The organism is Microbulbifer maximicatervae (SeqCode), assembly GCF_056231245.1.
This window is the reverse complement of record NZ_CP174334.1, coordinates 3,544,242-3,566,884: the sequence shown is the minus strand read 5'-3', so window position 1 is coordinate 3,566,884 and position 22,643 is coordinate 3,544,242. Positions and strand designations below refer to the sequence as shown.

Below are 22,643 nucleotides of genomic sequence, written 5' to 3'. Positions count from 1 at the left end.
TGATAGGCAGAGCGATATGACCATTCCTTTTCAGGCTACCAAGATAGCGGCAGCAGTGTTGGCACTGGCCCTTGTTGGCGCTTGTTCCAAAAAAGAGCAGCAGCCCGAAGAAGTTGCCAAAGCGGAAGCTGAGGCTCAGATTGTAGAGTCCAAGACGGTACCTGTGCCCTCAGGCCAAAAGGTAGAAGATGCGGATAAGCGTTTTGATATCTATGTACCGGTTGAGCTCACTGCAAATCTAAGCGGTCTCTCCGACAACCAGCGCAAAATGATTGGCCTGCTGATTGATGCCAGCCAGATTATGGATCGCCTGTTCTGGTTGCAATCCTACGGCCCAGCTGAGGAATTGCTGCCGGATATTGAAGACAACCGCGCTCGTAAGTTTGCCGATATCAACTATGGCCCCTGGGATCGCCTTAACGACAATAAGCCGTTTATTGTTGGTTATGGAGATAAGCCCCTGGGTGCTAACTTCTACCCAGCGGATATGACCCGCGAAGAGTTCGAGAAATGGGACCAGGCAGGAAAAGACGGCTTGTACTCCTTGGTACGCCGCAATGAGTCTGGCAGTCTCGAACTGGTGCCTTACAACGAAGCCTACAATGCGGACCTGAATAAGGCGGCCAGCATTCTGCGCCAGGCAGCCGAACTGGCTGAGAGCAAGGAATTTTCTAACTACCTCACCATGCGTGCCGATGCACTTCTCTCCGATAATTTCCGCCCCAGCGATATGGCCTGGATGGATATGAAGGAGAATGATATCGATGTGGTTATTGGTCCTATTGAAAACTATGAAGACCAGCTGTTTGCCTATCGTACCGCTTATGAGTCCTACGTCCTGCTGAAAGACAAAGAGTGGAGTCAAAAACTGGCCAAGTTTGCCGCTCTGCTGCCCGAGTTGCAGAGAGGTTTGCCGGTTGAGGAAAAATACAAATCTGAAGAGCCCGGTACTGATTCAGACTTGAATGCCTACGATGTACTCTTCTACGCCGGCCACAGTAACGCGGGCTCCAAGACTATTGCCATTAACCTTCCCAATGATGAGGAAGTACAGCTGGCCAAAGGCACTCGCCGTTTGCAGCTGAAGAATGCAATGCAGGCCAAGTTTGACAAGATTCTGGTGCCGATCAGCGATGTATTGATTGCAGAAGATCAGCGCAAGAATATTACCTTCCCGGCTTTCTTTGCCAACACCATGTTCCACGAAGTGGCCCACGGTTTGGGAATTAAAAAGACCGTAGAAGGCGGAAATAATGTTCGCCAGGCTTTGAAGGAAACCTCTTCCGCCCTGGAAGAAGGTAAGGCTGATATCCTCGGTCTGTACATGGTTACCCGCTTGCATGAAAAAGGTGAGCTGGAAGAAGGCCAGTTGATGGATAACTATGTCACCTTCCTGGCGGGTATTTTCCGCAGCGTACGTTTTGGTGCGGCCAGTGCCCACGGTAAAGCCAACATGATGCGCTTTAACTACTTTAAGGAGCAGGGTGCCTTCACTCGCGATCCCAAGACTGGTCAATACAGTGTTGATTTTGAAAAGATGCAACAGGCGATGACCAACTTGTCTCGTTTAATCATTACTATTCAGGGTGATGGCGATTACGAGAAAGCCAAATCATTGCTGGAGACCAAAGGCGTAATTGGCCCTGAACTGCAGGCTGATTTGGATCGCTTGGCTGAGGCCAGTATTCCGGTTGACGTTACCTTTATCCAGGGTAAAGAAGTACTTGGCTTGAAGTAATATCCTTATCTTTTGTTAAAAAAACCCGGCACCGGCCGGGTTTTTTTGTGCCCCTAATTTTTACCCCCCCCTTCGATTTGCTGTTTCCCCGCTGATTGCAGCTTAGTACTTTAGGTACTTTTTCTTATGGCGGAATTAATAGTCAGGTCCAAACTAAGGAGGCAGTCTGTATCCCAGGCCAGGAAATCCAATTCATATTTAAAATTGACAGAGGTTCTACATGGATATTAAACAGTCAGTTATTAAGTTATTAATATTAAGCGTAATGGGGCTATTTACAGCGTCATACTCTTTTGTAGCATCAGCTCAGGTATCCTGTGGTGATGTTATTACAACCGCCGAAGTGCTTACACAGGATTTATCCTGTGACCTTACTGCTGCTGATCCAGATGCCCTGACTATAGTTGGCCCTGAAGGTAGCTTGAGTATGGAAGGCTTCTCTGTGACCTGTGCTACAGGCGCGGGATTTGGTGGTGCTGGAATACGTATCCAGGGGCAAGGCGCGGTGCTGATTGGCGGTACCATTGATGGATGTTTTGACAATATCTTTATAGAGGGTGTGGGTTATCACACGGTCATAGGAACTGAACTTATTAATAGTGTTGACGATGGTATTGATATTGACAGTATCTTTAACATTATTAATGGATGCATAATTACCAACAGTGGTCGGGTGGGTGTTGATATGGATGATGATTTCAATACTTTCTCTTCTTGCATCGTCACCGGCAGTTTCTCTGATGGGATTCAGATAGATGATAGCTTTTCAAGTGTATTTAATAATATATCCACCAATAATGGTGGGGCAGGAATTTTAATCGAAGGCTCATCCAGTAATGTAATCTCCCAAAATATAACAACAGATAATGGAGATGGAGATACTGCTGATGGTGGTATCGTACTGGAATCCACCAATTCAACTAATAATATCATAACTGGGAATATCTCTTCAGGTAATGATCCCTTTGATTTGAATGATACGGTTGACCCTACTTGTAGTGGCACCAACACCTGGTACGCTAATGATGCCATTACTAAAAACCCGAGCTGCCTAGATTGAATTTTTAAGCTATTTGAGAAACTTAAGTTGTACTTCTTTGGCGATTCAATTGAATAGAGAGAGTTAGCTTTAACTTGAGTCGCCATTTAATCTCCTCCAAGTTTGTGAAGGGATTCAAAAAAATAGCTGTTTGTGCTGATTCATTGATGACCATGAATGGCAGTACAGTTAATGCGCAATAAATTTGATGCTATATTCTAATTGTTTAGCTGTTGAACGGTATAATTGAAGCTATAAATTGATCAATATAATTCAACTATAACAATGGATTAATTATGTCTCGTGTTCTGTACTCGGGTACTAAAAATGCATCCACTTGGGCTTTTAGGGCTTGGCTGGCACTGCGTGAACAGGAAGTTCAGTTTGAGGAAGTGGTTGTAGATATTCGTCGGCCACAGCGATTCGAGAACTTACAGCGTATAGGAGAGTTATCCCCTGCGAGATCAGTACCCGTACTGGAAGAGGGAGATATGATTATTTTTGACTCCTTGGCCATTATGGAATATGCCAATGACATAGGCTCTGGTGAACTGTTACCTCAAGATCCATTGATGCGGGCGCGAGCACGGGCCATGCTTAGCTGGCAACATTCTGGGTTGTCCGGGTTGTGTCCACGTCTGTCCTTTGAAAGTGCATTTTATCCAGATAAACGTTTAATGACCCCTGAAGAAGAGATGGATGCGGAGCGCTTATTTGCCGCCTGGGAAGGAGAGCTTGAGCAAAATGGTGGCCCTTACTTGATGGGCGCTTTGTCCCTGGCAGATTTAGCCTTTGTGCCAACCGTGATAAGAATTTTCTCCCACGCCCCAAATTTGCAGCCCTGGCCGCTTACTAAACTATGGATAGACCGGTTGCTGGCGCGTGACAGCGTAAAAGAGTGGATGTCAGAGGCCGCTGAACTGCCGCCGGTAGTACTGTCGGATTATCGGTAGGGACTAACTTCCGCAAAGATCAGGATTTTTTTAATTACTAAACCCGTTAGGTGAAGCTGTAACAGCTTCACCTTTTTTACTATTAGTGGCGTAAATTAATCGGAAAAAGAAGCAGGGTACGTATTTTTTATCGTAAGAAAGTTTCAAGCGCAATCACTGGCTAATAGTGATGCCAATGAGGTCTAAACTGTGCTGGGTTAACCAGTGCGCCAGTTGATGTTTGAGGCGATCAATTTATCAAATATTAAGGATAATATTTAGATCAATGAAAAGATTAGCCTTTAGTCTATGTTTCTTGTTGAGTAGTGGGGTACAGGCATCGTGCCACTTGGAAGAATATGAACGCTTTATCAATACTCAAAGCTTGGTAATGCTTGAAGCATCCGTGAAACTATTTGAGGAGGATAAGGAGAAGTTTAAAATTATTAAACCGTTTGTAAAATTGGAAGTGCGCAATAACAAGCTTAAGGTTTATGTGGCGAAGAAGTTGAGTGAGAAGGAATCCACCGTTCTTAACTTTGACGGCCCTATTGCGAATTACGTTCCCAGCGTATCGGTACAAATTATGCCGGATGGCTCCATACGGGATAAAGTTGATTTGGCGATGTCTGATGATGTTTTTTATCGCACAGAGAAAACTGCCATGGCACCACTGCAAAGCTTATATATGTTTAACGAGGGAATGAATGCAGCGGAAAAGAGAAAATTCACACGTGCAAGAAACTCCCTGAGTAAGCATATGGAGACCATTGAACAATTTTCATATATGAAAAGAGCCTTCACAATGCGTCTTGAAAATGTTTGTCCGGTAAATAGCTAAACACCTAGACGTTCATGCTACTGTTTGAAATAAAAACTATAGCTTTGTTCCTGGCTACGGCGCTTGCAGAGATAATAGGCTGCTACACGGCTTACTTGTGGTTAAAGCAGGACAAGAGTATTTGGCTTCTAGTACCTGGCGGTATAAGTTTGGCGATATTTGCTTGGTTATTGACGTTGCATCCGGCTCCAGCGGGCCGGGTGTATGCCGCCTATGGGGGAATTTATATTTTTTCCTCAATAATGTGGTTATGGCTGGTTAACGGTGTTAAACCCACTGTTTGGGATGTGAGTGGTGCCGCTGTAGCAATGCTGGGTATGGCTATCATTATGTTTTCACCGAGGCAGATGATCAATTAGATTTGATAAATCTATGCGCTTATTTAAGGGTGACTTTGTGATTTATCCTTAAAGCTGAGAAATTCTTGGATCGCGTAAATATCTTACAGTTTATTAAGCCAGCTGATAATTGCTTCGTGTTCAATATTTCCAATGGTCGATATGCTTGGGTGGCTTCTATTGGGAATTTTCACCAAATTAATATTTGATTGATCTAAAGCTATATAATTACCATAGGGTGCAATTAGATCCGAGGGGGAAGATATTAGCAGTATGGGGAGCTTGGAAGAATAGAGAAGGGGAAGTATATTGGTATCACTCGGTTCAATACCAGACTGCTCCAGAGCCAGATTTGCTCCTTTTCGAATTTTATTTTCGGGTATAACCCGGCTAAGTATGGGATGATTGAGCCTACCGTAGTTATACACGGCTTGATCAAAAGGGACCATTGGGGCAAGTAAAATAATTCCATTTAAGTCAGATCTCATGGCTGAGATATAGAGAGCCGTTAAGGCTCCCATAGAGTTTCCTACGATATATAAGGGCTTGTCCTTGATGTCCCCTTTACTGATGAGTGCATCAATAAGTTTATTGATGATTTCACTATCTCCTACACCATATTTTTTGGTGCTATTCGATTCCCCGTGACCAAGGAGGTCCGGAGCTACAACTTGAAATCCAAGAAAGCGAAAGTATTGAGCAGAAAATAACATGAACTCTTTTGATGATCGGAACCCATGTAATAAAATCACTGTTCCAGAATATTTTTCTTTCAGTGCATCTTTTGGTAAATCAAGTTTAACGGTGCTTTCTTTGCCGTCGGTGTCATATTTGACTGAGTAATGAATGCCGTCTTTAGATGAAGCAGGAGCGTGATAATACCTGATGTATTCTTTGCTTTTTTCTATATCATAGCTGCCTTTTTTAAACCCTAAGTCTTTAATTTGTTCTTGGGTTATTGTCTCATTGAAAGGAAAGCTTTCAGATTTTTCAATAAGTTTGGCAATTCTCTGAGAGAAGCTAGACATGCTAAAGCATGTGCTAATGACAGCAAATATCGTATTTAGTTTAATTGCATTTTTCACTGGCCGTTGATATCCAATGGACCTAATCGTATAGAGAAGGATATCTTGTTGCGATTAGGTTTGGCTGGAATTGGTGCCAATATAGCCAGTTCCTGAAAATGGTAACTTATTTAGAGAGGCTAGGCGAAATCCCTCTAATGCTGGCAGGAGAGAACACCTTGTTTCTTTAGAGCTTGTTCGATCGTGCCAAATAAATGCTCGCCGAGTGTACTTTTTGTCTTAAATCAACAAGAGTGACGGCAAAATCAAAATTTGAGAAATTAGATTTTAATCTCTGTGGGCTGCGTGATACTTTATGCGCCACTATAGCTACATAGATGCGATTGCTGTATTTATGTACAGTATTGAGCTGTATAAGGCAAGAGATGAATATTTCCCTAGAGGTTGTGCAAGAACTGGCCCCAGACCAGGCTTCTTTAAACGCAGCCAAAAAACTGTTGAAGCCGGCTAAATGGCCTTTGCGCGGTAAAGCGGCTTCTGTAAATTGTATATGGGGGCAATGCCAAGGGTCGGGGGCCAATCCCTATTACACCATGGCAGATACAGTAGATCACGGTTACAAGTGTACCTGCCCCTCACGTAAGTTTCCCTGCAAGCATGTTCTAGCCCTTTTGTGGCAATTCGCCGACGGCCCGGATGACTTTATTGAGGCTGAAACACCGGAGTGGGTAGTGGAGTGGTTGGGGCGGCGGCGTAAGAGTAAGCCTGAAGCCCAAGCTGAGACAAAAGTTTCTACCAATAAAAACATTCACGGTATTTCTGAGGAAACCTCGGAAAGTAAAGAGGAGCAAGAAAAAAAGGAAGCGGCCAGGGCTAAGCGGGCAGCGCAGACACGCGCTAAAACCAACAAGAGTATCGCCACCGGGCTAGGTGAATTCCAGCAGTGGGTTGAGGATCAATTGCGTACTGGCATGGTGGGATTTCTCAAGGAACTTCGCCAGCGCTGCCGCTATATCTCTGCGCGCTTGGTAGACGCCAAAGCTGCCGGCTTGGCATCCAGGGTTGATGAGCTTCCAGCCAAGGCCCTGGGGCTTGCACCACAGAAGCAGGCGGAAGTGGTATTCAAGGAGCTGGGGCAATTAATGTTACTCAGCAGTGCTTGGCTAACCGATGAGGAAGATGTGGATGCTCGTAGAGCTATTGCCGTTGCCGAGAACCGTGACCAGGTCTTGGAAAACCCAGCCAGCCTCAGGCAAAGGGGCATTTGGCAGAATGTAGGAGAGAAAGTGAGCACCCGCCGCGATGGTTTGGTGAGCCACGCTTCCTGGTTGCTCAAGCTTGATAGTGACACCCCAGTATTTGCCCTGTTGTTGGATCACTATCCGGCTTCTGCGGGGCGCCGGGAGGTGGGCATTGGTATCGGCGCCAGTGTAGAAGGGGAGTTGGTTTTTTATCCCGGTCGCATGCCCCTGAGAGCTTTCCCTGTGGAGTTTAAAGTCGTGCAGGATGGTGTGAATCAGAGATGGCCAGCCCAGCAAGAGAGCGTGTTCTCCCACTACCAAAAGCAGCTGTCTCAGCAACCCTGGATAGAGCAGGTACCGCACCTTCTTGAAGGGGGGCGTCTACTGCGCTGTGCCAACGGCCATTACTGGTGGCGCTGCTCGAGTGGTCAGCAAACGCTACCGCTCAACAATGAACAGATTCCTTCTCTATTACTGGGTTCAAAATTACAGGCGGCGTTTATTTTGTGGGATGGAAGCAGTGCTGAACTGCACAGCGCGCGGACAGATGAGTGGGGGACAATCGCATGCTAACGCCTGAGAAAATCCAGGAAGAGCAGTTGTTGGTAGAGCGCCTACAGCAGCGTTGGATGGTGGGCAGTGATTTGCCCTTAGAGCTCGACGCCCTACCTGAGTCCTGGCGTCCATTGTTTGAAGGCCTGGAAGAGGAGCGCTTGGCATCAGCGGAGGTAGCGCTTCTCAGCCAGCATCAAAGCGCACTCTACCAGCCCCAGGCTCCAGCAGAATTACGCGAATTTCCCTTGTTGCCCGAGTTGAATAAGCCCGTGCTTCCCTACCCAATGCGGGCCCATTTTCGTCGTGTCACTGAAAGCGTTCAGTCCCGCTCTATGGAGCAAACCGGATTGCTCCTGAAGTTGCTGTTACAGCGGGGATTTATTGCCCATCCTGCGGACTGGCTTCCCTCAAGTAATGATGAAGGCTTGCCGGAAGTATATCTTCCCTGGTCACAATGGGCCGCGAATGAGCGGGGTAGTATTGATAATACTGAAGTGTTAACTGAGGAAAACTGGGATGATTGGTATCCTGCCAGTCGCCTGGCAAAGCTCAGGGAGTTGCGCTTCAGTAAACCCGCCGCCGCTTTAAATTTGATCCAGACCTGCGCCGGGCGTGAACCCGCTGATAAACGTTTAAGGATCGTGCGAGTTCTTGCTATCCGGCTGAGTGAGTCCGATGGGGAATATTTACAGTCCCTGCTTAAAGATCGTTCACAAAAGGTGGCGCGTCTTGCCAATCAGTATTTATCCCGATTGGGATTGTCATCGGAACTTGAATCCAATACTCAGGAAGAGTCTTCTGCGCAGGAATTGGCTGAGTTTTACGAATTAAAAAAAGTGGGCTTGGTAAAGAAGCAGTTGCAACTATTGCCCCGCAAGCTCAAGAGCAAAAAACAGCAAGCCATTCGCTCGGAATTTTTGCAGAAGGTATCTCTACAAAGCCTTGCGGAAGCACTGGGTATCACCGTGACTGACTTAGCTGGGGCTTGGCAGCTCGATAAAAATCGTGATTATGATAACCACAGTTTTGTTACCAATGCGGTAGATACTTTGCCAGATAAGGCTATTGCCCTGTTGGTCACAAATATTGAGAGCTACCTGGATACCGGTGAGGCCGGTATGTCTCTCCTGCACAGTTTATTGCCGCGCCTGGAACAGTCCCGCCGTGCCGAATTGATGTTTGGACTTTTGCGTAATAAAAAGGCCAAGGTTGATTTTCAGGGTCTACTCAAGTTTTTGCCCGAACCGTTAACGGAGCTTTCCTGGGATGATTTGAAAAAAACGTCACCCTGGAAGGCGCTGTTAAAGCTCGTTGTCGAGGAATTAAGTGAGAGTGGTTATTTGCAGTCTATTTATCTACAGAGGGAGTTGACTGCGTTGGGCTTGATGTTACCCAGAGAGACCGCTCGACAGTTACTGGAAGCGCTTTTTGAGCAGGGCGTGCTACGGGCAGACCCCGCAACTGACTGTCTTCGATTTAATAGCGAGCTTGCCGGCGTGGATGGCCTTTAGTCCATACACACCCAACACAGATTTAATTTTAAGACCGATCGTTGCCCGGCAAAATTCATAAAATAAGCAGTGAATTTCCGGGCAGGTAAAACAAAAGGATTCCCCATGAGTGACGTACTTCGTCAACCCGCTGAAATTACCTACCAATCAGAACTGGATGCCTTAAAAGCAGAAGACACCGGAAAAAAACCAGAGAATTGGAGTCTGTCTCCGCAGGCAGTCGTGAAATACTTGATGGGCGGCACAACGGCTGAAGGTGCTGAGATAAGTGCAAAATATATCGGCAACCGCCGCCTGATTGAAACTGCTGTTGCCACCCTCGCCACCGATCGAGCACTGCTGTTACTCGGTGTGCCGGGCACGGCAAAGTCCTGGGTATCTGAACACTTGTCTGCGGCGATCTGTGGCAACAGTACCCGTGTGATCCAGTGTACGGCGGGCACCGACGAAAACCAGATTCGCTATGGCTGGAACTACGCTCAGCTACTGGCAAAGGGCCCCAGCAAAGAAGCCCTGGTGCCAACGCCTTTATATCGCGCTATGGAGCAGGGTACCTTGTGTCGCTTGGAAGAGCTGACTCGTATGGGTTCTGATGTTCAGGATACATTGATTACCGTGCTGTCAGAGAAAATGCTGCCGATCCCCGAGTTGAATGATGCGGTTTATGCGCAGCGCGGTTTTAATGTAATCGCAACAGCCAATAACCGCGATAAGGGCGTTAATGAATTATCCTCCGCACTAAAACGACGTTTCAATGTTGTGGTATTGCCGTTGCCCGATGATATGAATGAAGAGGTCAGCATTATTTCTCGCCGCGTGGCAGAGATGGGTGAGAGCCTGGAGTTGCCAGTACCGGCAAATGCCGGCGAAGAGATCGAGAAAATAGTGACCATTTTCCGCGAGCTACGCGGCGGTGAAACACTCGATGGAAAAATAACTCTGAAAACACCGTCCGGTAACTTGTCTACGGCTGAGGCAATTGCGGTAATGGTGGGTGGATTGAGCCAGGCGAACTGGTTTGGCGATGGTAAATTCAGTGCAGAAGAGCTTTCCAGTAATTTGGTGGGTGCCATTGTCAAAGATCCAGTGCAGGATAAAGCTGTATTGGAAGAGTACTTGGAAACGGTCCTGAAAAAGCGCCGAGACTTTGCCGGTTACTACCACACCATGAACGAAGTACTGTAAGGGATATCCCGTGTCCAAGGTGGATTGTCATTATTTTGGTATTCGGCACCACGGGCCCGGTTCTGCGCGGCGCCTTGTCGCCGCGTTGGATCAGCTGAAGCCAAAAAAAGTATTGATAGAGGGCCCCGCTGATTGCAGTGAATTACTGCCTCTGCTGGCTAGCGCACAGATGCAGCCGCCGGTAGCGCTACTCGGCTATGCTGCAGAGTCGCCCGGCTCCAGCCTTTACTACCCGTTTGTGGAATACTCCCCTGAGTACCAGGCCTGCCTATGGGCTGTACAACAGGGGGTAGAAGTTAAATTCATTGATCTGCCCATTAATATCCAGCTGGCGCAGTTACTCCAATCTGAAGCCCAGGACCCTGAAGCGGAGCAAAACGGCGGAGAGTCTGATTCCCCTGCGGTGGCAGGCGAGCCAGAGCCACCATCTGATACCTCTGATCCTATCGGCCTTTTGGCGAAGCTGGCGGGTTATGAAGATGGTGAGGCCTGGTGGAATGACCTGATCGAGCAGAATAACGATGACAGTGCGGAGATATTTGCCCGGGTAGAGTCGGCGATGACCGTGCTGCGCGGAGAAATAACTGAAACCGCGCCGTTATCGCAAAGGGATTTACTGCGCGAAGCCTATATGCGCCTGGAAATTGCCAAAGAAAAGAAAGGGGTGGAAGGTGAGGTTGCTGTAGTCTGTGGGGCCTGGCACTTACCGGCATTTCGTGAAAAGCACACAGCAAAAGATGACCGCGCACTGATTAAACAGCTGCCGGCGAAATTGCCCAAGAGCAAAGTGAAAACCACCTGGATTCCCTGGACATCGCCGCGATTGGCGATGGCCTCCGGTTACGGGGCTGGGGTTGCTGCACCTATGTGGTACCAGCATATTTGGCGCGAGGGCACCGGCGAGCAGTGGCTGGAGCTTTGGTTTGGGCGGCTGGTGCGCGCATTGCGCGAAAGTGGGCAAGTGGTCTCTACGGCTTCGGTTATTGAAGCCGTGCGCCTGAGCCGCAGTTTGGCAGCCGTTAGAAATCGTCCAGCTCCGGGGTTTGAAGAAATTATTGAAGCCGCTGTGGCCTGCCTCTGTTTTGGCGAGCGCCTTATTTGGCAGCAGGTAGAGAGAGAGTTGCTTCTGGGGGAGCAAGTTGGGGCTATCCCCGAGGATGCCCCACTGGTGCCCCTGCTGGAGGATCTACAGCGCTGGCAGAAAAAGACCAAGCTAAAGCCCACCGCTCTGGATAAAGAAGTTTCCCTGGATTTACGCAGTGATATCGGCCTGAATAAATCTACGTTACTGCACCGTCTTGCTGTGCTGGAAGTGCCTTGGGGTAAACCCTCCCATACCGGAAAAAGTCGCGGTACTTTCCGGGAAAACTGGGTGCTCAGCTGGCAGCCGGAGTATGCGGTAAAATTGGTGGAAAACTTAGTTTACGGTTCCACCATTGAGCAAGCGGCTAACAATAAACTTATCGAGGCGATCTCGGCTGAGAGTCATTTGGGCAAGTTAGCAGAAGTGGTTTTGCTGTCCCTCGAATCTCAGTTGCACCGGGCTTCTGAAGCGGGCCTGAAGCGATTGGCCGAGAGAGCGGCTTTGGCCAGTGACGGTATCGAGCTTCTCGACAGCTTGCCGGCGTTAATTCAGGTACAGCGCTATGGTACCGCGCGAGAATTAGCATTGGAGCAAGTTGCCGGCCTGGTAGAACGCTTAGCCATGCAATCTGCCCTGGCCCTGCCGTACGCCTGTCGCAATCTTAACGATGAAGAGTCCCTACGGCTGCGAAACAGTATTCACAGCGCTCATCAGGCACTGCAATTGGCAGAGTTGGGTGATGAAATCATGGAGGACTGGTGGCAAGCCTTCGAGCAACTGGTAGACAGCTCTCTTTCCAGTTTACAGGTCAGCGGCCTTTGTGCGCGTCTTTTGTATCAAGCTGAAAGATTTGATGGATATCGCTTACAGCAATTGCTGGAAAAATCCCTGTCTCCAGCGGTAGCTGCCGCCGATGCAGCACGATTTTTTGAGGGCTTTTTTGCCGAAGCGGTTGAGCGCCTGCTGTACGACCCGGTATTGATGGGAGCGGTACAGCGCTGGTTGCTGCATCTGGACGAAGAAGTATTTATCGAGTACTTGCCCTTGTTCCGGCGCGTATTTTCCAGTCTCGATGCGATGGAGCGTCGGCGCATGATGGAGCTGGTACTCGGTGCCCGATCTAACCACTCTGTATCCAAAGCCATTAATCCCGAAGTTTTGCCGCTGTGGTCAGAGCATCTATTGCGTATCGGCAAATTAATCCAGAAGGACAAGACATGGGCGCAGTAAACGAAGTGTCTGAAGGGCAACAACCCGATGAGATAACGGTCGATAAAGACCAGCAAAAGGAACGCCGTTGGCGCCTGGTGCTAGGGGCTGATGAAGGTGAGTCCGGGCTTTCTGAGCGGGATATGCGTTTGTCCCAAGCGTTAAGTGCGCTTTATGGCAGCGGAGACTCAGAGTCTGGTAAAAAAGGTCGAGGCGGGTTGTCCCGCTCGTCGCCACAAGTTTCCCGTTGGCTGGGTGATATCCGCGAGTTCTTTCCGACTTCTGTGGTACAAGTTGTCCAGCGTGATGCGTTTGAACGCCTTGGCCTCAAGCAGATGCTCATGGAGCCTGAGTTTTTGTCAGCGATTGAAGCGGATGTTCACCTGGTCGCTGACTTGGTTAGTCTTCGTTCAGTGATGCCCGAGAAGACTATTGAGACTGCTCGCCAGGTCATCAAGAAAGTGGTCGATGAGCTGATGGAGCGTTTGGAGCGAAAGACCACAGAAGCGGTTAGGGGAGCTGTCAATAAATCAAAACGCAGCTTTAGGCCGCGTTTTGCCGATATCGACTGGCATAGAACTATTCAGCAAAATCTCAGGCACTACCAACATGACTACCACACAGTGGTGCCTGAGAAATTGATTGGTTTTATGCGACAAAGTCGCCGACTTGCGGACCTGGATGAAGTTATTCTATGTGTCGATCAGTCCGGCTCCATGGCGACATCGGTGGTGTACAGCTCAATCTTTGCAGCGGTAATGGCTTCAATACCGGCAGTGAAAACCAAACTGGTCTGCTTTGATACCGCAATAGTAGATCTTACTGAGGACCTGGAAGACCCAGTCAGCGTTTTGTTTGGCGTGCAACTGGGCGGTGGCACAGACATTAACCAGGCGGTGGCTTATTGTGAGGATAAAATTGAGCGGCCTGGCAAGACGCATTTAATCCTGATTACCGACCTGTATGAAGGGGGAAATGAAGAGGAGTTAAAAGCACGGGTTGCTAACCTTGTTCGCCAGGATGTAAATGTGATTACCTTGCTGGCACTCAGTGATGATGGGCGTCCATCTTATGACCAGTCGCTGGCGGAAGAGTTTGCTGCGATAGGCTCTCCGGTTTTTGCCTGTACACCGGATCAATTCCCGGACCTGATGGCAACGGCGCTGCGTCGCGAAGACGTCCTTAACTGGGCTGCAGATCAGGATATTAAAGCCGTTCGGCCAAAGACTTAATATCTTGTTAGTTAAGTGATGGAGTGAGTGTGGGCACTTACTCCATATCTGATACTTTTTCTATTCTCTCAGATTATTAAAACCATAGTTTTTTAATCATTAGATAGTTATCTAACATATTTTTTAAATGAAATTGTTTATAGCGATTTGTTATTGCTCAATTCGACATCGGTTTAATAGCTGAATGTATGATCCTGGGAAGTTCGTATGGGTTACAACCCCAAAGATGCGTTTAATGAAGCTTTCTCGAAAAGTCCTGGCCGTCAATTTGGCCGAATTATAGAGTATTTAAAAATTTCCATGTCTCAGTCAGTCATTACTGTAGAGGTTGAACTCTATAGCGGCATATGGTGCAATCGGCATGATAGCCTAGTTAATATTTTGATCTATTCACATCTTTACTTAAATACCTAAGTTGTTAGTAGTAAATGTTTGTGTTTATAGAGGGTAAAAGTTAGCCAGAGAAAGTGTAGGTAAATAAAGGGAGGATTTATACGAATATTTTGTTGAGTGGTGTGGCAATATTTTACTGTTTTTTTTCAAAAGGAAAGTTATCTCATTTTTCTAGTGCTTTTCTCCTATTGTGTATCCGCTATTCATGGATATATTGATCATTATGTTGGGTAGAGGTGGCCGGGGTCTTAAATTTGTGTGAGTACACTAGTTTAGGCTGAAGGGGCATTTGGATTCTAGTGGTATTCCTTGAATACTAGAGAGCTTCAGATAAGTGATGGTTGATGATTTAGGTTATATAAGATTAACTCTACTGAGGATATAAGCATGAAAAACTATACTTCAATTTTAGTAATTCCCTTGATGGCATCTTGTGTTCAAGCACAGGCAGATTCAAGTGCGGCAATAATTGAGCAGTTAAGTAATAATAATAATGCGCAAATCACCCAGATGATAAGCATGAATGATAGTTCTACCCTGAAACAGGTAGGGGATTTCAATTCTATTATTTCAGAGCAGAGAGAAAGTTTGCAAGGTGCAATCATGATCACTCAGGTGGGGGATAATAATTTCGTTTCCGCCGTCCAATTTTCGATGTCAGCTAATAATGTAGCTAATAGTAATGTAGCTATAGGGAGCCAACAAGGGGATGGTAATATGTTTTTCATATCCCAAACAGATAGTTTTAATAGCGCCACCATTAATCAGCAGGTGGAAATGAACCAGGCAACAACTATTCATGCTGGTATGTTTAATAGTTCAGTTACCAATCAGATTGGTACAAGTAACATAGGTACAACAATACAGTCTGGAGTATCACATTTGGCTTCAGTCTCACAGACAGGGGATATAAATATGTATACCGTAAGTCAAGGTCTTCAAGTTAGACAGACAGCGGTTATTAATCAGTTGGGTAGTAATCAGAGTGCAATTATTCTGCAATAAGAATTCCGGTTTTTCTGTTTCAATTGATTTGATTATTTAATTAGTGGTTTCATAGGATTATTATTTTAGCTCAAAATTTTAGAGGTTATATATAACTTCACGTAAATATTATTGCAAATTGTATTTGTATATTGTTTATTTGGGTTTGAGTAAACAATATGGCTAAATATTTTTCAGCTTATAAGGTTGTCTAATTTTTGGGGCGAAAAGTTGCTATGTTACCGTATGCGATTAGATAGTCGGTTTTTTAATTTTTATGATAATTCATCGTAGATTCAGTAGTAATTTCTCATGGTTCTTTTTGTTTGTTGGATCAAAATTTCTAGCGTAGTGGGAAGTTTTTAATCATGTACGTAACTCCAGCAGGAAAATATGAACATATTTAAATCTATTGTTAATAGAGTCGTCACGATCATATTGATAAGTGGGGCTAATCTATCCATCCCTGAGATAGCACTGGCTGATGATGTTGAATGTGGGGATACGATTACCACATCCGTTACTTTGGATGAGGACCTCACTTGTGATGTCAGCCCCGCTTTAACTGTCATAGGCCCAGATGGACGCTTGAATATGACCGGGTACGAGGTTCAATGTGATGGTAGTGAAGTTGGAGTGCTGTTAGAGGGGCGTGCAGCGCTACTTCGAGGAGGGCAGGTTGCAGATTGTGAGGTGGGTGTTTTAGCGAATGGAGATGGATTCCATAATATTCAAGCGGTATCGACCACTGCAAATGCCAGTGCCGGATTTGAATTAGTGAGCAATAGCAACTATATGACAGCCTGTACCGCTCAAACAAATACGGGGGTTGGACTAATTGTTACTGGAGAGAGGAATAACGTCTTCCAGAATACCTTTGAAGAAAATACCCTGAGTGGTATCCAGATAGATGGTGATCGGTCATATATAACAGAGAATTTCTGTTTTGAGAATATGGGCTCAGGAATAGAGATTAATGATTCCAGTAATAGCTGGATCGTTGAAAATGCATCGGAAAATAATGGCACTTCAGGTGCGGGAACGGCAGGAATCTTAATGAATGATTTTGATCAGCAATATAACTTGATCATTTTAAATGTGGGGATTCTCAATGAAGATTTCGATGCGCAAGATTTAAACAGTGATCCCTGCAATGGTACAAATTTATGGCGAAATAATACTTTTGATACTGTAGATCCTAGCTGCCTGGATTGAAATATACGGATATAAAAAGATAGTGCCACTATGGTGGCTTCGGTAGTGGTGTTATCTTTTACAATTTATATTCCTGTAGCTTGTATATCAATATGCTCCATTCCCCGCTTAAACTATTTTACTAAATTTTGCGGACAAATTTCCCATGGCTGTTACCAGTTTTTGACTCAAAATCAGCATGACATATCTTTTCTGTATTTGAGCTTTATTTGGGAGGACTCTCGTGAGCTTTATATCTCGATCTGTGATAAGCAAGGCATTGATAACTTCTTTGGCGGCTTCTTTATTGTCTGCATCTTTGTGTTCACTAGCAAATGGTGCTGTTGAGTGCGGAGACACCATAACCAGTCCGGTAATACTGGATCAAGATTTGCTCTGCAATGTTACCCCGGCTTTGACTGTAACTGGGCCGACCGGATATCTGGATTTGAATGGTTATACGCTGAGTTGTGATGGAACTACAGTGGGAATTTTGGTCGATGGTTTTGCGGCCATAATATCGGGCGGGGTGTTACAGGATGGGTTTGTATCTAATTGCAATACAGGTATTTCTGTGGAAGGTTCCGGTATTCATAATTTGTTCGGCCTGAACACCTCTGGTAATACTTCTTCTGGTATTGAGTTTGTTAGTAGTAATAATACGCTAGCCATATCAAATATATCGGATAATGCAGGTACAGGTATTATAATCGCGGGGGGAACAAATAATCTGTTTTCTAATGACATAAGTCGAAATGAAATAACGGGTATACAGGTAGATGGTAGCAGTTCAATAATATCGTCAAATACAGTATCGGATAATACTTTAACTGGAATACAAATTAATAGCGCCAGTAGCTGTCTTATCAGCCAGAATACGGTGGAGAATAATGGCACTCAAGGGTCAAATACTGCAGGAATCTTAATGGAGCTATTTGGCCAGACTGGAAACAATATCGTAGGCAATACTGTCTCTGGCAATGTGGATTTTGACTTGCAAGATGATAATTCTGCCCCCTGTGAGAATAACTGGGTAGGAAATTCACCTGACGCTACTACCTCCGGAGATTGTGTAACGTCAAATTAATAGCGTTTTACGATAAGTTGATAGGCTTGCAGGCAGTTTAATGGTGTCGCCACAGTATTGCGGACACTGCAGCTAGTGTAATTGCTGAAAGCCTGATTTCCCTTTAGATTTTCGTTTTCATATTTATTCCTGAGGGATATCCAGTCGGCCAGTGTGGATTGATGTAGTGAGAGGAGAGTTTGGTTTGCTAGGCTGGTTCAGTTATAGAGAGATATTCTCAGAAGTAAGATATAGATAAGCGTTAATTGTTTTTATGCGGGATTCAAAGGCTAGAAGTTTAATGCCTTGAATCCCGCAATTATTTTTAAGCTAGTTAATGCAGGCGTCATTTGATGAGCTGAAAATATTACCGTACCATGTGGTTCCTACACAGGCAGGAGTATTATCATCAAATAGGTCATCTATATCATTAGATTCAGCAGTATTTCCTGTTACGAAATTCCCTACTTGCCCAAAATTACTTACTGAAATACCGTATTCGTTATTACTTGATGTAGTGTTTAGTATAATGTTGGTGTAGTTTGCATCTTGGATTGCTATTCCAGAAAAAGTATTATTTCTGGCGGTGCTTTGGAAAACTTGATTGTTATCTCCTGAGATAATAATGCCACCTTCCCCATTGCTGGTGGCGCTTACTTCAAAAAAACTATTCCAGTCGCCGAGAACGATAATGCCATTACCAAAATTAAAGTCATTGATTGAGCCGCTGACAATATTGCGACTGCTACTGACTGACATTCCCAAAGATCCATTTTCTTGCGTTGTAACGCCGATGACATTGTGAAGGCCGCTGCCTTCTACAGATACGCCTATATCACATGATGTAATGATGCCACTGGATGCTTGGCTATTAATAAGTACAGCTGTAGTTCCTTCCAGTAGAATTCCTGTGCCAGCCAGGCCATCACAGGATAATGAAAATCCATTGAGATCGAGACTACCGGTAGGGCCCATTATTGTGATGGCAGGAGAAATCGCACAATTAGATATATCCGCATCCAATACTTCGGCAGTAGAGATTATATCACCACAACTTACGGCTAAAGCAATGCCCGGTGCACTTATTAAGCAGCAGCTTGCTGCTGAGATTATTGATGTTTTAATATTTAAAATCGCCTTCATTGATATATTCCTATTGTGATTGTCTGATATTTGAAGTGGTTGATAGGGTGTAAATATCTCGAATTTTGGTCTTTGTTTGGTTGGTGACAATAGGAAGTTGTTCTCATATTTATGGAGAATAATTCCTATTGATTAACTATGTTGATGGGATATGTGCTGGAGGAGTTGGGTTTTTATTATTTGGTGTTTTATAGATGAGTTTAAAGGTTGGCTTTTCGGTTCAAATATGCGTAGTGTTTCCATAATTGTTCTTTGGTGGCGTGTCAATTAGTGAGGGCGTGATTTTCTAGAGTGGTTTGTGGCCTGGTTGATATTAAGAGAGGGTATGTTTGAGAGGTTTCGTTGTATGTGTGTAGTGATGGCGTTAAAAATAATGGATTCGCCTACAGTATGGCTGTTTTCCTAAATAGGGGGGGAACTTTCTTCCTATATTTTCCGCACTATTCTCCTATTGCTGAAAGTGCCATCGGAGATAAGACTCAACACAGCATCAAGCATAGATTCCTGAAGGAAGCTGGGGATTGAGTCCTTGAGAAGCAAGAGTTTATAAGCATAAATGCTGAAGTTCCGGTATTTGTTTTAGCAAAATTAAGCGCAGCTGATCGTAAATCGCTTTCTCTTAATGTTGTTGCATATGGTGCTAATTAACTTCGTGTGTTGATGCAGTATAAGAATCTTAATTTTGCGACATTTCATATTCTAAGGAGATAAATATGAAAAGGTGTGCCCCGTTGGCGGCTGCGGTCCTGCTTGCTGTTGCAAGTCAGGGTGTTTTTGCCTCCGACAATGTTGCGGTTCAGAACCAAAGTGGAATAGGTAATACCGCGACAGCGGATCAAAGTGATCCATCCGTTACATTTAACTTTATCAGCCAAACCCAGACTGGAGACACTAATACAGCCACTGCTACTCAGGTAAACGGAAATACCGGAAGCACAGTTAATCAGATACAAACAGGGAATTTAAATTCTTCCACGGTTGCTCAGAATTCATCTGATACTGTGGCTGCCGTTATTACTCAAAATGGGAATACTAATGTTGGCGTAATTAATCAGGTGGCGTCTACAACCAGTACTGCAACTATTAATCAGTTTAATCTGGTTAACTTTGCCACTGTTACACAGTCAAGTAGTACTACTGATACAGCAGTTATTAATCAAGTGGGTGACAACAACACCGGTACGGTTGTTCAAACCAATAGCACGACGAGCTCGGCGGTAACTGCCCAGCAAGGGAATTTGAATGTGGCTACTGTGTCGCAGTTTAACTCTGACACGAATACTTCCACATTGAGTCAGCTGGGAAATAGTAATAATGCTACAGTGAATCAAACAGATAATAATAATACCAGTGCCATTAGTCAGCAAAATGAATTTAACACCATTATCCACGCTCAATCAGGTAGCTTCAATTTAGCAAGTACTACTCAGATCGGTTTGAACAATACGGGTTCTACGATCCAAAGCGGAACCTTTGGTGTTGCTACGGCATTACAGCAGGGTAACTTAAATATGTTTACCGTTAGCCAGGTTAACGATTTTCAAAATGCTAATGTTTCCCAGATTGGAAACAGCAATATGGTAATAATTGTGCAGTAGGGCGAGGCTTAGGACGATATCGGAATTCCGGTCCCTGTGTGAGATAAACTCAACTAGGGGCCGGATTTTTAGCTGTTGGTAAAGGAGCTAATTAGAAGTGGTAGGTAGCGGATACACCAAAATTACGTGGGTCAATAATTGCAGCGTAGCCGTCTGGGTAGCTGCGGCCAGCTGGCTCTCTATTTGTATAGGCTTCTTCATCCAGGGCATTGTTAATAAACGCTGCAATGTTCCAATCTTCACCTTCGTAGTTCACGTTCAATCGGGCCAGAGTATAGTCACCGGCGACTCTTTCTTCAGTGTTGGCGAAATCACCATAGTACTCAGCTACATAATTGGCTGAAATACCTACACTAAGTGCATCATTAAACCAATACTTTGTACCCAAGTTTGCGGTGACATTGGGGGCAGAGTTGAGTTCATTGCCATTCGCATCTGTATAATCCGTACCGGCATCGGTAATTTCACTCTCTAGCAGGCCTAGACCTGCACGGAGTTCCCACTGCGGGGTTAGCATAGCAATAGCTTCAACTTCCGCACCGTAAGTCTCGACGCTATCCATATTGACGATTCTACGGGCAGAGCTGAGAGCTTGATAGCCGGAGTATTCGTTGTAGAAGAGGTTGCCAGTTATGTTGATGGTGCCGTCTGCTAGGGAGCTGCGCAGAGCCAGCTCGTAGGTATTAACGGTCTCTTCATCGTAATAATAATAGTTGTACTCGAATGTTTCCGAGTCAAAAGTGAGGGCGCCACCAGCTGAGTTGTATCCTTTTCGAGCGCTAGCAGAGATGACAGTGTTTTCGGTAAGATCATATTGCAGTGCAATTTTTGGAAGAACGATTGTCTCGTCGGTATCAAGAGAGTCGTCCTTGGGTTCGCCGAAGAATAGCAAGCTAAAGTAACGGTCCTGTTCCTCCTGCTCTACGCGTAGACCACTGATTAAATTCAGCCTATCAGTCAGTGCATAAGTGACTTCGCCATAAAAAGCAGTAGAGGTACTTTCATCATCACCGAAATAGATGGTACTACCAGTGCTGTCAAATTCTTGCTCTCTTTCAAAGTGAGCAAAGCCGATAAATCCGTGCAAGCTATCACTGTTGAGGCCAAAGTTCAGTTTTGCGTCGAGCGTGATGTTCTGTTCGTCCATACGAACATACTGTTGGTCAGTAGCTTCCTCTTCATAGGAGTCAAAGCCCCACTGATAATCCATATAGGCCGCGAGGACTTCGATGGAGGTATCATCGTTGATCTGGTAATCCACTTTGACGCTAGTCGTGGTGGATTCAGTATCCATATTGCGATAGAAAGCAGGCTTATATTCGTAGGGATCGTCCAGGGTATAGTAGATACGCCCCGTATTACCTTCTTCGCTATTGGTAGATACAGCCACGAGCGCTTTCAGTTTTTCTGTGGGAGTCCACAGCAGCTTGCCTTTTAGTCGCTGGGTTTCCAATTCATTTAGGTCGAAATCAGCAGGATTATTTTCATATTCTTCAGCATTAGACAGTGTGTCGCCGGTGAGCTGTTGAGCAGTTATCCGAAATGCGAGGGTATCATCAACAATTGGGCCGGAAATCATGCCAGAAGTATCGATGTAGCCGTCCTGGTCGCGGTAACCTACGCGAGCTGCACCTTCCCAGTCGAAGCTGGGATCTTTGGTTTTGATAAATACAGAGCCGGCAATGCTGTTACGGCCATTGCTGGTGGACTGGGGTCCACGAAATACTTCAATTTGTTCTACATCCCAAATACCGGAATCACCCGTGAGGTCTGCAACAAATGGCTCGGCGACACCATCAATTAACGTGGAGACACGGGCTTTGGCACCACCGGTAAAGGAGTTAAAGCCGGTGGCTGAACCGTTACCGGACACACCGCGAATATCTGGAGTAGCGCCGGAAAGTACCACCACGTTAGAGATATTAGACACCGCATCGGTGATGCTCAGGTGTTGCATGCTATTTAAGGTTTCTTCGGTAATCACGGATACCGAAGAGGTGGTTTCCTTGAGGGAGCGCTCTGTTTTCTCGCCAATAACAATGACATTTTCCATTGCCTGCGGCGCATACTCTTCTTTCTTCTCATCTGCGGCGATTGCAGTCGCTCCAATCGAAGCAAGAATAGTGAGTGAAACGGCTTTGCTGAGCAGGTGGCGTTTATACATAGCGTAATCCCTAGCAAGGTAAAGAAGTCAGGACGACAAGGAAGATCGGCAGCGAATATAATGCTAATCATTCTTATTTGCAAATAGGGGATTGCCGCAATAAACTCTCACTATTATTTCGTCTGGCAACGGCTTAGCTGCACCGATTGATCAGTGCCTGGCAAACAATTT

The 22,643-nt window shown here is 45.5% G+C and carries 17 protein-coding genes; 14 read left to right on the top strand and 3 right to left on the bottom strand.

Annotated features, from left to right (window positions below):
* The first annotated feature begins 16 nt into the window (after positions 1–16).
* The 5 genes from ACJJIS_RS15550 (at position 17) to ACJJIS_RS15530 (ending at position 4,909) form a co-directional block, all read left to right on the top strand.
* Positions 17–1,738 carry a DUF8614 domain-containing protein gene (locus ACJJIS_RS15550; RefSeq protein WP_475708491.1) on the top strand — a complete coding sequence of 574 codons (1,722 nt, stop codon included), beginning with the start codon at positions 17–19 and terminating at the stop codon, positions 1,736–1,738.
* A gap of 220 nt (positions 1,739–1,958) precedes the next feature.
* Entirely contained in the window at positions 1,959–2,798 is an 840-nt protein-coding gene (locus ACJJIS_RS15545) for a right-handed parallel beta-helix repeat-containing protein (protein WP_444906057.1), read from the top strand.
* A gap of 275 nt (positions 2,799–3,073) precedes the next feature.
* A complete protein-coding gene (locus ACJJIS_RS15540; protein ID WP_444906056.1) occupies positions 3,074–3,730 on the top strand; it encodes a glutathione S-transferase family protein in 657 nt (218 codons plus the stop codon).
* A 328-nt stretch (positions 3,731–4,058) separates the two neighbouring features.
* Complete coding sequence (locus ACJJIS_RS15535; protein WP_444906055.1) at positions 4,059–4,550, top strand: hypothetical protein; 492 nt, start codon at positions 4,059–4,061, stop codon at positions 4,548–4,550.
* Between the two features lie 20 nt (positions 4,551–4,570).
* Positions 4,571–4,909, top strand: coding sequence for a YnfA family protein (locus ACJJIS_RS15530; RefSeq protein WP_444898250.1), 339 nt, complete (start codon positions 4,571–4,573; stop codon positions 4,907–4,909).
* 83 nt (positions 4,910–4,992) lie between these two features.
* Here ACJJIS_RS15530 and ACJJIS_RS15525 read toward each other — a convergent pair whose 3' ends face one another.
* Entirely contained in the window at positions 4,993–5,973 is a 981-nt protein-coding gene (locus ACJJIS_RS15525; RefSeq protein ID WP_444898203.1) for an alpha/beta hydrolase family protein, read from the bottom strand.
* 365 nt (positions 5,974–6,338) lie between these two features.
* On the opposite strand from ACJJIS_RS15525, the gene ACJJIS_RS15520 reads away from it, so the two are divergent.
* The 8 genes from ACJJIS_RS15520 (at position 6,339) to ACJJIS_RS15485 (ending at position 17,588) form a co-directional block, all read left to right on the top strand.
* Positions 6,339–7,727 carry an SWIM zinc finger family protein gene (locus ACJJIS_RS15520; RefSeq protein WP_475708490.1) on the top strand — a complete coding sequence of 463 codons (1,389 nt, stop codon included), beginning with the start codon at positions 6,339–6,341 and terminating at the stop codon, positions 7,725–7,727.
* A complete protein-coding gene (locus ACJJIS_RS15515) occupies positions 7,721–9,220 on the top strand; it encodes a DUF5691 domain-containing protein (protein WP_475708489.1) in 1,500 nt (499 codons plus the stop codon). Before ACJJIS_RS15520 ends, ACJJIS_RS15515 begins: the two co-directional genes overlap by 7 nt.
* A 105-nt stretch (positions 9,221–9,325) precedes the next feature.
* Positions 9,326–10,405 (top strand): ATP-binding protein, encoded by a 1,080-nt coding sequence (locus tag ACJJIS_RS15510; protein WP_444898200.1) that lies wholly within the window; start codon positions 9,326–9,328, stop codon positions 10,403–10,405.
* A 10-nt stretch (positions 10,406–10,415) separates the two neighbouring features.
* Positions 10,416–12,719 carry a DUF5682 family protein gene (locus tag ACJJIS_RS15505; protein ID WP_445360158.1) on the top strand — a complete coding sequence of 768 codons (2,304 nt, stop codon included), beginning with the start codon at positions 10,416–10,418 and terminating at the stop codon, positions 12,717–12,719.
* Positions 12,707–13,930 (top strand): VWA domain-containing protein, encoded by a 1,224-nt coding sequence (locus ACJJIS_RS15500; protein WP_475708488.1) that lies wholly within the window; start codon positions 12,707–12,709, stop codon positions 13,928–13,930. The genes ACJJIS_RS15505 and ACJJIS_RS15500 overlap by 13 nt, the downstream gene beginning before the upstream one ends.
* Before the next feature lie 780 nt (positions 13,931–14,710).
* Positions 14,711–15,328 carry a hypothetical protein gene (locus tag ACJJIS_RS15495; protein WP_444906049.1) on the top strand — a complete coding sequence of 206 codons (618 nt, stop codon included), beginning with the start codon at positions 14,711–14,713 and terminating at the stop codon, positions 15,326–15,328.
* A gap of 372 nt (positions 15,329–15,700) precedes the next feature.
* Positions 15,701–16,522: a right-handed parallel beta-helix repeat-containing protein gene (locus ACJJIS_RS15490; protein WP_444906048.1), complete on the top strand. Its 822-nt coding sequence runs from the start codon at positions 15,701–15,703 to the stop codon at positions 16,520–16,522.
* Between the two features lie 223 nt (positions 16,523–16,745).
* Complete coding sequence (locus ACJJIS_RS15485) at positions 16,746–17,588, top strand: right-handed parallel beta-helix repeat-containing protein (protein ID WP_475708487.1); 843 nt, start codon at positions 16,746–16,748, stop codon at positions 17,586–17,588.
* A gap of 309 nt (positions 17,589–17,897) precedes the next feature.
* Here the strand turns inward: ACJJIS_RS15485 and ACJJIS_RS15480 are convergent, their stop codons facing one another.
* Positions 17,898–18,710, bottom strand: coding sequence for a right-handed parallel beta-helix repeat-containing protein (locus tag ACJJIS_RS15480; RefSeq protein ID WP_475708486.1), 813 nt, complete (start codon positions 18,708–18,710; stop codon positions 17,898–17,900).
* A gap of 713 nt (positions 18,711–19,423) precedes the next feature.
* Between ACJJIS_RS15480 and ACJJIS_RS15475 the strand changes: the two genes are divergently transcribed.
* Positions 19,424–20,308, top strand: coding sequence for a hypothetical protein (locus ACJJIS_RS15475; RefSeq protein ID WP_445359628.1), 885 nt, complete (start codon positions 19,424–19,426; stop codon positions 20,306–20,308).
* Positions 20,309–20,399: 91 nt separating this feature from the next.
* Here the strand turns inward: ACJJIS_RS15475 and ACJJIS_RS15470 are convergent, their stop codons facing one another.
* Positions 20,400–22,472, bottom strand: a complete 2,073-nt coding sequence (locus ACJJIS_RS15470; protein ID WP_475708485.1) for a TonB-dependent receptor — start codon at positions 22,470–22,472, stop codon at positions 20,400–20,402.
* Positions 22,473–22,643: the final 171 nt, after the last annotated feature.